Consider the following 11049-nt stretch of genomic DNA (forward strand, 5'->3'; position numbering starts at 1 on the left):
GATGGCCAAGACCATTCTCGACATCAAGGGTCTGCGCAAGACTTACGGTATCCACGAAGTTCTCAAGGGCGTCGATTGCGCCGTGCAGGAAGGCGAGGTCATCTCCATCATCGGCTCGTCCGGCTCCGGCAAGACCACCTTGCTGCGCTGCGTCAACATGCTCGAGGAATTCCAGGGCGGCACGATCAGACTCGACGGCGAGGAGATCGGCTATCACGTCGACGGCGCGACGCGGCGGCGCAAGAGCGAGAAGGAGATTGCGCGCCAGCGCGCGCTGACCGGCATGGCTTTTCAGCAGTTCAATCTCTTCCCGCATATGAGTGCTGCCGAAAACGTCATGCTCGGCCTCGTCAAGGTGAAGAAGATGACGAAGCCGGACGCCCGCATCATTGCTGAAAAATGGCTCGACCGGGTCGGCCTCGCCGCCCGCGCCAGCCATTATCCCGGACAGCTCTCCGGCGGCCAGCAGCAGCGTGTCGCAATTGCCCGCGCCATCGCCATGTCGCCGCGGCTGATGCTGTTCGATGAGGTGACCTCCGCGCTCGACCCGGAACTGGTGGGCGAAGTGCTGCAGGTGATCAAGGGGCTTGCCGCCGATGGCATGACCATGCTGCTCGTCACCCATGAGATGCGTTTCGCTTACGAGGTTTCGTCCCGCGTGATCTTCATGAACCAGGGCATCATCTGCGAGGAGGGCGATCCCAAGGAAATGTTCGTGCGCCCGAAGACCGAACGGTTGGCGGAATTTCTCAAAACCTCGAGCTTCAACTAAAAAGGCGATGGCGGGCTCGCCCCGTCAGATCGCCGGCGTCGCCTCAAGTCGGGCGGGGTCTTGAGCGGCGGCATCGGCCAGAGGGCCAATGTCGGGGGAGGGAGAGCGCCTGCACAATTTACGTTCAGTCTGCATTCCCGGCAGGCAAATTTTCCACCAAAAATCCGGGGCGGTTTGAAAAGCCTGAGCGCGGGGTTTTTGGCACGGGCTTTGCTTGCTGTCTTGTATGCAAGAGAGCCACACATCCGAGACCGCGCAGAAATCCATTGAGGCAACGATCGTCTCCGGGATCCTTTCTGCCAAGATCCGGCCGGGCACGCGGCTTGGCGAAAATCAGCTGGCGGCGCTCTTCGGCGTGTCGCGAACCCGTGTTCGTGAAGCGATGATGCGTCTGGAGACGCGCGGCATCGTGCATGTCAGCCCCCGGCGCGGCTGGTTCGTCGTCGAGCCGTCCGCTGAGGATGCGATCGCCGTCTACGAGGCGAGGCGTGTCGTCGAGGCGGGATTGCTGCGCAGCATGGCCGTGCTGACAGAGGAGGGATGCAAGGCTCTCGCTACCCATCTGAACGAGGAGCGGAACGCGATGGCGGCGGGCGACCGCCAGCGCCTGACCTATTTGATGGGCGATTTCCATATCCGCATCGCGGAATTGAGCGGCAACACCATCATCGCTGACATCCTGCGCGACCTGACCGCGAGGACGATCCTCATTTCGATGCTCTATCAATCCGAATTTCATGCGGCGCAGTCGCACGAGGGGCACTGCCGTATTTTCCAAGCCATGCAGACAGGTGATTTCGTCAGAGCTGCGCAGCTCTCCGTCGAACATCTTGATGAAGTGGAAATGGGCCTCGACCTGACGGCGCGCTCGGATCCACTTTCGGATCTGCGCAGTTCGCTGTCGCTTCCGCCCAGGACCGCGTCCTCCATTTCCCAGCAGCCACACCCAAAAATCACACCTTCAAAGGAGCAATGAACACATGCTGACAAGACGAATCTTCTTCGCAATCGCAGCCCTGGCCGCGACTTTCAGCTTCACCTCGCCGTCTCACGCCGATGCGCTCGCCGACATCACGGCGCGCGGTACGCTGCGTGTCGCAGTCCCGCAAGATTTCCCGCCTTTCGGCAGCGTTGGTACCGATATGGCGCCGATGGGCTACGATATCGACATGGCCAATCTCATTGCCGAAAAGCTTGGAGTCAAAGCCGAGCTCGTGCCGGTCACGAGTGCCAACCGCGTCCCCTATCTGCAGACGAACAAGGTCGATCTCGTGATATCGAGCCTCGGCAAGAACCCGGAGCGCGAAAAGGTGATCGATTTCTCGGTCGCCTATGCGCCCTTCTTCAACGGCGTGTTCGGGCCGGCCGATCTTTCGGTCGCCAAGGCGGAAGATCTCGCCGGCAAGAGCATCGGCGTCACGCGCGGCGCCGTCGAGGATCTCGAGCTGACGAAGATCGCCCCGGCCGATGCGACGATCAAACGTTATGAGGACAATAACGGCACTATCTCGGCCTTCCTGTCCGGTCAGGTCGACATCATCGCCACCGGCAACGTCGTGGCGGCTGCGATCCTCGCCAAAAATCCTCCCAAACGCCCGGAGCTGAAGTTCCTCATCAAGAACTCGCCCTGCTACATCGGCCTCAACAAGGAACAGTCCGCGCTTCTGGAGAAGGTGAACGGCATCGTCGCCGCCGCCAAAGCCGATGGCAGCTTGAATGCCATTTCGCAAAAGTGGCTCGGCGCCGGTCTGCCGTCCGATCTGTAAGGAAACCGGGTCTCGCGCATGTCATCCCGCCTCCGCGGGATGACATGCCCTCCGTCACCGCAAGAGGGGACATTCCTTGAGCTACCATTTCGAATTCGGCTGGCTGCTTCAATATTATCCCGAGATCATCAAGGGTGTGCTGATCACTCTGGAGCTTATCGCGATCGGCGGTGTGCTCGGCATTTCGCTCGGCATCGTCTGCGCCTGGGTGCGGGCGCTCGGCCGGGTCTGGCTGAAGCCGGTCATTGCGGCCTATGTGGAACTGATCCGCAACACCCCGTTCCTGATCCAGCTTTTCTTCATCTTTTTTGGCCTGCCGTCGCTCGGCCTCCACCTTTCCGAATTGACAGCCGCCAACCTTGCGATGGTCGTCAACCTTGGCGCCTATAGCTGCGAGATTATCCGCGCCGGCATTCAGGCAACGCCGAAAGGCCAGTTCGAGGCCGGCGAGAGCCTCGCCATGACGCGCTTCGAGACCTTCCGCCACGTCGTGCTCGTACCGTCGCTGCAGCGCATCTGGCCGGCGCTGTCGTCGCAGGTGGTCATCGTCATGCTCGGCTCGGCGGTCGTATCGCAGATTGCCGCCGAGGATCTGACCTTCGCCGCGAATTTCATCCAATCGCGAACCTTCCGAGCCTTCGAGGCCTACATCGTCTCGACATCAATCTATCTCGCGCTGGCGATCCTGCTGCGGCAGGTGCTGGGCCTGATCGGCTGGTTCATTTTCCCGAGGAGAGCAGCACGATGATCACGTTCACGCTCTGGGACATTCTGCGCAACCTGCTGCTCGCCACCCGCTGGACGATCCTTCTTTCGCTCGTCTCGTTCGTCGGCGGCAGCCTGGTCGGCCTGGGCCTGCTGTTCCTGCGTATCAGCAGGCGCAAGGCCGGCCGGGCATTCGCGAAATATTACATCGAGCTCTTCCAGGGTACGCCGCTGCTGATGCAGCTCTTCATCGCCTTTTTTGGTCTCGGCCTCTTTGGAATAGACGTCCCGGCCTGGCTTGCCGCGGGATTGGCGCTGATCCTATGGAGCGCCGCCTTTCTCACCGAGATCTGGCGCGGCTGCGTCGAAGCGGTTGCGAAGGGGCAATGGGAAGCCTCCGCCAGCCTCGGCATGGGCCGTCTGCAGCAGATGCGCTACGTCATCCTTCCGCAGGCGCTGAGGATCGCCATACCGCCGACCGTTGGTTTCTCCGTTCAGATCATCAAGGGCACGGCGCTGACCTCGATCATCGGCTTCGTCGAATTGTCGAAGGCCGGCACCGTGGTCACCAATGCCACCTTCCAGCCCTTCACCGTCTACGGGCTTGTGGCGCTCATCTATTTCGCCCTTTGCTGGCCCTTGTCGAAAAGCAGCCAGATCCTGGAGAGAAAACTCAATGTCGCTCATCGAAATCACTGACGTCCGCAAGAGCTACGGATCCAACGAGGTACTGAAAGGCATCAACCTCAATGTGGAAGCCGGCGAGGTCATCGCCATTATCGGCAAGAGCGGTTCGGGCAAATCGACCCTGCTTCGCTGCATCAACGGTCTTGAGACCATCACCAGCGGTTCCATCTCCGTGGCCGGCGCACAGCTTCTCGATGACGAAGTCCATCTGAAGGCGCTGCGCCTCAAGGTCGGCATGATCTTTCAGCAATTCAATCTTTTTCCGCATCTGACCGCCGGCGGCAACGTCGTGCTGTCGCAAACGGTGGTCAAAAAGACACCCAAGGCCGAAGCGGAAGCGACCGCCCGCAGGATGCTGGAGCGGGTAGGTCTGGGCCACAGGTTCGATGCCTATCCCGACGAGCTCTCGGGCGGACAGCAGCAGCGCGTCGCCATCGCCCGCGCGCTCGCCATGCAGCCAACCGCCCTTCTTTGCGACGAGATTACTTCGGCGCTCGATCCGGAACTGGTCGCCGAAGTTCTGGCCGTCGTGCGTGAACTTGCCGCCGAGGGAATGACGCTGCTGATGGTCACGCACGAGATGAGGTTCGCCCGCGACGTCTGCAGCCGCGTCGTTTTCATGCATCAGGGCCGTGTCCATGAAGCCGGCCGGCCGGAGGATGTCTTCGCCGATCCGCAGACTGCCGAGTTGAAGCAGTTCCTCGGGGTCAACTAGTTCAGTGGCTCAGCATCTCCTCGGCGATCTGTTTCCCACTCAGGCTCGCGGGGTAATAGGTCGGCCAGTTGGTGACCTCGTTCAGTAGCGCGGCGCGGTCATTGCCCCAATAGAGATGATAGTGATCCGCCTTCTCCGGGGCGACGATGTGGTCGCTGAACTGGATGAACCGAGGTGCGGCGTCATCGCCGGCGCTTTTCCTGAAGATGAAACGAACCCCTCGATTACCCTTCTTGTAGGTGAGGATTTCGTGCCCATCCGTCTCGTAGTCTCCGCTGACGGAGTCCTTGCCGCGGAAAAAGGTAACCTTCTTTCCATTGATGACGATGCGGTCGACGTCGGTCTTGTATCCCGTGTCGTAGTAGGCGCGATTTTCCCCGGCGCTCTTGTCGCCATGTTTCGCCTTGTCGGCCATCACCGGATCCAAGGTTCCATCGACAAGATAGGGGTAGACGGACTGCCAATCGCCTTCCCAGTCCGACAGTTTACGCGCCTTTACCTGATCGTCATCGAAATACCCATGATACACCGACCCCTGTTGATCGTGGGAATGGCTGTGGCTGTGATTGTTTCCCGAAGATGTCTCAGCGCCTGCCATTCCTGCAAATGTTAATGTTGCGGCTACAGCCAGTGCGTATCTGAGTGTTGTGATCGCCTTGTTCATTCACTGAAACCCTTTTGATTGGCTGGCACGACTCGCGCCCGGTTTGTGATGTAATAACATTACAAACGCCAATTAGCGTGCTTTGACGGCAAGCGCAAGGCGAAAACCGCTGATGCGCGTTGCACCCAAGTTGATTGGGAGGCGCCCGCTGCAAGGGCTCCGATTCAACCTGCATCAGTGCCCAAATCCAGGATCGTGCTGGCGTCGCGCGGTCGGCGCACACGCTTAGCCGGCAACCCCTGACCGGATCACCGGCAGCGCCGTACATTCTTCGACTTGCTCGGACTGCAACGTCAGAGTTCGACGTGCGGCCGCTCTGTCTTCGATCTCTCGACGGGCGGCCGCTCCGGCAATGGTCAGTTCTTGTTGCCGGGGGGCGGGGGGAGCAAGACGGGCTCGGCCGAGTGCTTTGGTGCCATCAGCTGTGCAAGGATGTCGTCGGCCGATTCACTCGAACCGCCAATGCCGGCCTCGCGCAGCTGACGATCGAGATCGCTGCCGTTTTCCAGCGCTGCCAATTCCGCGCCGGCCTCGATCCGCCCGGCCGTCATTTCCTGGCGCTTCTTGATACGTTCGAGGCTTTGGACGGCGCTGCCGAGACGGGTATTGATGCCCGACTGGTTATGGGCAATCGCCGACTGGGCGCGCAGCAGCGACTCGTTGGCTTTGACATTCTCCACCTCCCGTTTCATCTGAGCGATCCGCGATTCGGTTTCCTGGATCGTGCGCAGCATCTGCTGCTGGCGGGGCAGCAGCCGATCGAGCTCTTCCTGGTCTCGCTGCGTTTCGGCGCGAATGGTGGCAATGCGCTGCGCGAGACCCTGCGCAAGATCCGTGCGGCCCGCAGAGATCGCCGCGCGAGCGCTGTCGGTGTCCTTGGCTTCCTTCGTGCGGTTTTCTTCAAGCCGGCGCATGACGCTCTTGTTCGATGCCATAATGCCGGCCAGATCGGATCGCGCCCGGCGCAGCGACTGTTCGGCATCGCGGATTTCCTGGTCGAGAATGCGCATCGACTGGCTGTCGGCGGCCGCTTCCGCTGCCTCGTTGATGCCGCCGCGAATGGCGGTGAAAATCTTTCCCCAGGTGCTCACGCTGCAATCTCCCCGCTTTTCCATTCTTCAATCATATGTGCCGCGTCGACCGCATTGGCAGCTAGAATGGCGACTTCCTCGACAACGGCCTCGGCCGACGAGCGTGCCGACAGCGAGCCGAACAATTCATACCATTCCTCACCGTCAATCGTGGTGATGCCGAAGCTCGACAGCGGCACGAACTTGTGCGTCTTGAGAACCATCCGTTCGAAGGCCTCCCGCTTGGGCACCTCCTTGCATGGCACCAGGACAACACTGACAAGAATATCGCGTTCTCCGCTCACCGCGACGAAGACGTCGAGATCGCCTCTTTCCTTGAGGGTTACGCAGATGACGTCCCCGTGTTCGGGCACGGCTACATCCACATCCCCTAGCGCTTCCGGGTCGGCCGCGAACAGGCGTGTTAAAGTGGTAAGGCTCCAGGTCTCCAAAAAGTCCTCCATCGGTTAGAGCGTCGCGAATATCTGGGTAATCGGTTTACAACTTAAAGGTCTGGCGCGCGAAATAAATTTCGGTAGGGTAGGGGGCAGCAACGGGGGCGAATCGCTTGCCATTTATCGCTTCATTACTGCGGCGTGTATATCTGTCGCTTGGCGAATTGGCGTGGTCAGCCCTTGTTATTATCCTCGTTGTGCATCTGGTTGCTTCCTATCTGCTCTTTATGCTGGCCGGCGAAGGTGATCTCGTCGGCAATCCGGTCGACTTTCTTTACTATTACATGGTTACGGCAACGACTGTCGGTTATGGCGATCTTTCCCCAAAATCGGGCCTCGGCCGGATCATTACTGTCCTGGTCGTTCTGCCAGGCGGCATCGCCATCTTTACCGCTGTTCTTGGCAAGTTGTTGACAGCGATCGGTACGATCTGGAGAAATCGCATGCGCGGATTGGGTGACTACAGCGAACGCACCGGCCATATCGTCGTTTTGGGTTGGCAAGACGGCCAGACGTACCAGACGTTGCGGCTGCTGCACTCCGAACGGCATGCCAACGAACCGATGACGGTTCTGGTCGCCAAGGATCTGCCGGAAAATCCCGCCAGCAATTATGCTGACTATGTCCGCACGGAACGGCTTGCCGATGCCGACGCTTTGCTGCGGGCCGGAGTGGCCCAGGCGCGGGCAGTCATCGCCCGCGGCGCAAATGACGATGAAACACTGGCCGCGGTGCTGATTGCCGAGGATCATGCGCCCAAGGCCCATATCGTCGCCTATTTCGCCGACGACCGCACAGCACAGATGGTCAAGCAGCGTCGGCCGCGTGTCGAGGCGGTGGGTTCGCTCGCTGAGGAGCTTCTGTCGCGTTCCGCACGTGATCCGGGTTCTTCGGAAATCGCCGCACGGCTGTTGTCGGCTGCCTCCACCGACACGGCCTTTTCCGTGGCGGTGCCGGCCTTGCACACGCCGCTCTCCTATGGCGACATGTTTTTAAGCCTCAAGCGTCGGCATCATGTGACGCTCGTCGGCATGCTGAGCCACGGCGTAACGGACCTTAATTGCCGGGACGAGACGCTGATGCGGGGCGGCGAGACGCTTTACTACATCAGCGAAATTCGGCTAGATCCCGCTGCCATCGCCTGGGCTCGAATGGGAGACGTGACATGATCGGCTGGTTCGGCGGAAACAAGAACGAGGGGGCCTTACCCGAAGAGCTCGGCCCCTTGAGTGCGGCCATCGGCGGGGCGCTCGAGATCGATTTCCTCTCGCTCGAAGCCGATGCTTTGGGCGGCGAGCCGGCCATGCCGCTGCCGCGAAGCGGGCCGTTCATCATTGCCGGCTACGGGGAGGTTTCGCTCGATGCCGCGACCGTTCTGTCGCGCTACTACGATGAAGAGAACCGGATGATTCAGGTGATGTCGGCGTCGGGTAAGCCGGGTGAGGCGATCGACGACATCAGCTTTTATCAGCCTTGGGACAGCGTTGTCCCCGCCGGCCAGAGCGAATGGAACCGCTGGACCGGGCCGGCTGGCCTGATCGGCCAGCCATCCTATGATGCCGACGGGATCCTCTATAACCGGTTCTGGGGCGACGGCCCGGAACGGGCGCAACTGGTGGAATTTGTCGAGAGGGTCAGTGATGGTGAAACGCAGCGCTCCATCCACCAGACCTGCATGCTGTATTACCGCCCGCTTGGCTCGACGCGGGAAATGCTTCTGATCAATGTCGAGCGCGACCTCGATCTCGGCCAGGCCCAGGCGGGCAGCTCGGTGGAATTTCTGATCGGTTATGGATTGGCTGCGGCCGACGTTCGTCGCGTCTGAGGGATCTGTCAATTTCAACGGAGGACATTTTCGATGCTCGACTACGTGGCGGGCCTGCCTGCTTTCCTTGGCTATTTCGCCATCGGGCTCGCCGCCTACGGCGTTTTCGCGGTGATCTACACCTGGTTGACGCCGCAACAGGAGGTCCAATTGATCCGGGCGGGCAATCTTGCGGCCGTCACCGCGTTCTTGGGCGCGCTTGTCGGTTTCAGCCTGCCTCTGGCTTCTGCCGCAGCCAATTCCGTCAGCGTCGTCGATTACGTCATATGGGCAGTGATCGGCACTCTGGCGCAGATCCTCGCTTTCTACATCGCGAACTTCACGATGAAAGACCTGCATGAAAAGATCACTGCCGGTGAAATCGCGGCGGGCATATGGGGCGGTGGAATCGCGCTCGTCGTCGGTATTCTCAACGCCGCCTGCATGACCTATTGAGGGAGGGAAAGATGCGCAGACGCATGAGCGGGCACAGGCGACCTTTCCTGGCCCTTGGCACCATCGCTGCCTCGACCCTGGCGCTGTCCGGCTGCGGCGAGGAGGCTCCTTCGGATATAATGTTCACCTCCGTCGACCAATGCGTGGCGGCGGGCATGGATCGGCAGGTCTGCCAGGCCAGTTATCAGGATGCGATGCGCGCCCATCTCGCTACCGCGCCACGTTTCAACGGCATGGCCGCCTGCGAGGCCGAATACGGTGCTGGCCAGTGCACGGAACAGCCGGCCAACACTGTCCCCAACAATAGCGGCGCAAGCGGCAGCTTCTTCGTGCCGTTCCTGGCCGGCTACGTGCTGTCTTCGGCACTCAACAACATTGGCGATTATTACGATTATCGCCGGCGCCAGGAGGAAATCGGCTACTATTACGGCTCGACACCGATCTATCGCAATCGCTCGGGGCAGACGGTCACAACCACCGTTCGCTCGGGTGGCACGCGCATCGACAGCGTGACCGCGCCCTCGCGCCAGAGTGTCAAGCCGGTCAACGTCAATACCCGCACCGTGGCCCGGCAGGGCTTCGGAGGCCGTTCGTCCTTCAGTTTCGGCGGCTGACATGAAGCGCATCACGCTCCCGGCGCGTCCTGACTGGCGTGACAAGGCGCAGGCCGTCGGCTTCGGATTTCACGTCATGTATGGCGAGCCCTACTGGCTCGACGATGCCGCCTATACGTTCACGCTCGAGGAGATCGAGAAGCAGATCGAGGAGCCGAGCCAGGAACTGCATGATATGTGCATGGATCTGGTCGGCGAGATCGTCAGCAGTGAAGAGGCGCTCGACAGGCTGGCCATTCCGGAGGACCTGCGCGATGTGGTGCAGCGGTCCTGGGAGCGCCGCGACCGGCACCTCTACGGCCGGTTCGATCTTGCATATGATGGCAGTGGCCCGGCCAAGCTACTCGAATACAACGCCGATACCCCGACCTCGGTGTTCGAGACGGCCTATTTCCAGTTCAACTGGCTGACCGATCAGATCGCTTTGGGTGTTCTCCCCAAAGATGCGGACCAGTATAATTTCCTGCAGGAGAGTCTTGTCGAGGCGTTCGATCAATTTCCCAAGGAGTCGATCTTCCATTTCGCCGCGATAACCGACAATGAGGAGGATCGCGGCACGACGGTCTACCTCATGGACTGTGCGGTGCAGGCGGGCCATCGCGTCGAGCTGCTGGACATTCGGGAGATCGGTATCGATGCGCAAGGCCGCTACACCGACCTCAAGGATCGGGTGATCGACCGCTGCTTCAAGCTGTACCCATGGGAATTCATGTTGCGCGAGCCTTTCGCCCGCGAACTCGCCCGTTCGGGCGATGTTTTCGTCGAACCGGCCTGGAAGGCCGTGCTCTCCAACAAAGGGCTTCTGCCGCTGCTCTGGCAGCGCCACCCCAATCACCCCAACCTGCTGCCGAGTTATTTCACCGATGATCCGGCGGCTTCGGCCTTGACCGACTACGTGCGCAAACCACTGTTGTCGCGCGAGGGCGAGAACGTCACGATTTTTCGAGACGGGCGGGAAGCGTTTTCCGCACCGGGCGATTACGGCGACGAAGGTTTTGTCATCCAGGCCTATGCCCCGCTTTTCGAAAGCGATAACGGCTTTGCTGTGCTCGGCAGCTGGGTTGCCGGTGATCGCGCCTGCGGTCTTGCCGTTCGCGAAGACCGCTCGCGTATAACGGCCAATCTATCCCGTTTCGTTCCGCACGTTATAATGGAATGACAATTAATAATTCCCGCACTGCGTGCATGTCAAAGCTGATTAGGAATGCGACTCTGCCAACCGATTAGAAATGCGACACTGGCACTTACGCTCAGCCCCCGATCCGACCGGCTGAGCCGGGTTGCAAGGGAGGAGCGGGGGCGGGTGAGACGCACCCCTTCGGCTTTAGCTTTGAGACTATG

General features: G+C 60.4%; 14 protein-coding genes. 11 read left to right on the forward strand and 3 right to left on the reverse strand.

Translation table 11 applies throughout. The features are described 5' to 3' along the window. The first annotated feature begins 1 nt into the window (after nucleotide 1). From GGD53_RS13120 to GGD53_RS13145, 6 genes are all read left to right on the forward strand, one after another. The gene (locus GGD53_RS13120) at nucleotides 2-772 is read left to right on the forward strand and encodes an amino acid ABC transporter ATP-binding protein (RefSeq protein ID WP_184456568.1); all 771 of its coding nucleotides are present in this window, start codon (nucleotides 2-4) and stop codon (nucleotides 770-772) included. 226 nt (nucleotides 773-998) lie between these two features. Continuing rightward, nucleotides 999-1748 (forward strand): GntR family transcriptional regulator, encoded by a 750-nt coding sequence (locus GGD53_RS13125; RefSeq protein ID WP_184456570.1) that lies wholly within the window; start codon nucleotides 999-1001, stop codon nucleotides 1746-1748. 4 nt (nucleotides 1749-1752) lie between these two features. Next, nucleotides 1753-2538, forward strand: coding sequence for a transporter substrate-binding domain-containing protein (locus GGD53_RS13130; RefSeq protein ID WP_184456571.1), 786 nt, complete (start codon nucleotides 1753-1755; stop codon nucleotides 2536-2538). Nucleotides 2539-2614: 76 nt separating this feature from the next. Beyond that, complete coding sequence (locus GGD53_RS13135) at nucleotides 2615-3286, forward strand: amino acid ABC transporter permease (protein WP_184456573.1); 672 nt, start codon at nucleotides 2615-2617, stop codon at nucleotides 3284-3286. Beyond that, nucleotides 3283-3942, forward strand: coding sequence for an amino acid ABC transporter permease (locus GGD53_RS13140; protein WP_184456575.1), 660 nt, complete (start codon nucleotides 3283-3285; stop codon nucleotides 3940-3942). The genes GGD53_RS13135 and GGD53_RS13140 overlap by 4 nt, the downstream gene beginning before the upstream one ends. Then, nucleotides 3920-4645, forward strand: a complete 726-nt coding sequence (locus GGD53_RS13145; protein ID WP_184456577.1) for an amino acid ABC transporter ATP-binding protein — start codon at nucleotides 3920-3922, stop codon at nucleotides 4643-4645. Before GGD53_RS13140 ends, GGD53_RS13145 begins: the two co-directional genes overlap by 23 nt. 1 nt (nucleotide 4646) lies before the next feature. Here GGD53_RS13145 and GGD53_RS13150 read toward each other — a convergent pair whose 3' ends face one another. The 3 genes from GGD53_RS13150 to GGD53_RS13160 all read right to left on the reverse strand — a co-directional run bounded on the left by GGD53_RS13150 (nucleotide 4647) and on the right by GGD53_RS13160 (nucleotide 6843). Further along, nucleotides 4647-5309, reverse strand: coding sequence for a ZinT family metal-binding protein (locus tag GGD53_RS13150; protein WP_184456579.1), 663 nt, complete (start codon nucleotides 5307-5309; stop codon nucleotides 4647-4649). 356 nt (nucleotides 5310-5665) lie between these two features. Then, on the reverse strand, nucleotides 5666-6400 hold the full coding sequence (locus tag GGD53_RS13155; RefSeq protein ID WP_184456581.1) for a PspA/IM30 family protein: 735 nt from the start codon (nucleotides 6398-6400) through the stop codon (nucleotides 5666-5668). After that, nucleotides 6397-6843 carry a DUF2170 family protein gene (locus GGD53_RS13160; protein WP_184456583.1) on the reverse strand — a complete coding sequence of 149 codons (447 nt, stop codon included), beginning with the start codon at nucleotides 6841-6843 and terminating at the stop codon, nucleotides 6397-6399. The genes GGD53_RS13155 and GGD53_RS13160 overlap by 4 nt, the downstream gene beginning before the upstream one ends. A gap of 104 nt (nucleotides 6844-6947) precedes the next feature. On the opposite strand from GGD53_RS13160, the gene GGD53_RS13165 reads away from it, so the two are divergent. From GGD53_RS13165 to GGD53_RS13185, 5 genes are read left to right on the forward strand one after another with little or no spacing between them, the layout of a single operon-like run. After that, nucleotides 6948-8003: a potassium channel family protein gene (locus GGD53_RS13165; protein ID WP_184456585.1), complete on the forward strand. Its 1056-nt coding sequence runs from the start codon at nucleotides 6948-6950 to the stop codon at nucleotides 8001-8003. Then, nucleotides 8000-8659, forward strand: coding sequence for a DUF2491 family protein (locus GGD53_RS13170; protein ID WP_184456587.1), 660 nt, complete (start codon nucleotides 8000-8002; stop codon nucleotides 8657-8659). Before GGD53_RS13165 ends, GGD53_RS13170 begins: the two co-directional genes overlap by 4 nt. 33 nt (nucleotides 8660-8692) lie before the next feature. Beyond that, nucleotides 8693-9094, forward strand: coding sequence for a DUF350 domain-containing protein (locus GGD53_RS13175; RefSeq protein ID WP_085781593.1), 402 nt, complete (start codon nucleotides 8693-8695; stop codon nucleotides 9092-9094). Nucleotides 9095-9105: 11 nt separating this feature from the next. Beyond that, nucleotides 9106-9708, forward strand: coding sequence for a DUF1190 domain-containing protein (locus GGD53_RS13180; protein WP_184456589.1), 603 nt, complete (start codon nucleotides 9106-9108; stop codon nucleotides 9706-9708). Between the two features lies 1 nt (nucleotide 9709). Continuing rightward, nucleotides 9710-10867 carry a glutathionylspermidine synthase family protein gene (locus tag GGD53_RS13185; protein WP_184456591.1) on the forward strand — a complete coding sequence of 386 codons (1158 nt, stop codon included), beginning with the start codon at nucleotides 9710-9712 and terminating at the stop codon, nucleotides 10865-10867. The last annotated feature ends 182 nt before the right edge of the window (nucleotides 10868-11049 follow it).

Origin of the sequence: Rhizobium aethiopicum, assembly GCF_014197535.1 — a bacterium.
Lineage (GTDB): Bacteria > Pseudomonadota > Alphaproteobacteria > Rhizobiales > Rhizobiaceae > Rhizobium > Rhizobium aethiopicum_A.

Coding starts and splice junctions, on each gene's coding strand:
- GGD53_RS13145 (WP_184456577.1), top strand. CDS start 3,920: ATGTCGCTCATCGAAATCACTGACGTCCGCAAGAGCTACGGATCCAAC.
- GGD53_RS13140 (WP_184456575.1), top strand. CDS start 3,283: ATGATCACGTTCACGCTCTGGGACATTCTGCGCAACCTGCTGCTCGCC.
- GGD53_RS13150 (WP_184456579.1), bottom strand. CDS start 5,309: ATGAACAAGGCGATCACAACACTCAGATACGCACTGGCTGTAGCCGCA.
- GGD53_RS13180 (WP_184456589.1), top strand. CDS start 9,106: ATGCGCAGACGCATGAGCGGGCACAGGCGACCTTTCCTGGCCCTTGGC.
- GGD53_RS13175 (WP_085781593.1), top strand. CDS start 8,693: ATGCTCGACTACGTGGCGGGCCTGCCTGCTTTCCTTGGCTATTTCGCC.
- GGD53_RS13160 (WP_184456583.1), bottom strand. CDS start 6,843: ATGGAGGACTTTTTGGAGACCTGGAGCCTTACCACTTTAACACGCCTG.
- GGD53_RS13130 (WP_184456571.1), top strand. CDS start 1,753: ATGCTGACAAGACGAATCTTCTTCGCAATCGCAGCCCTGGCCGCGACT.
- GGD53_RS13120 (WP_184456568.1), top strand. CDS start 2: ATGGCCAAGACCATTCTCGACATCAAGGGTCTGCGCAAGACTTACGGT.
- GGD53_RS13185 (WP_184456591.1), top strand. CDS start 9,710: ATGAAGCGCATCACGCTCCCGGCGCGTCCTGACTGGCGTGACAAGGCG.
- GGD53_RS13170 (WP_184456587.1), top strand. CDS start 8,000: ATGATCGGCTGGTTCGGCGGAAACAAGAACGAGGGGGCCTTACCCGAA.
- GGD53_RS13125 (WP_184456570.1), top strand. CDS start 999: ATGCAAGAGAGCCACACATCCGAGACCGCGCAGAAATCCATTGAGGCA.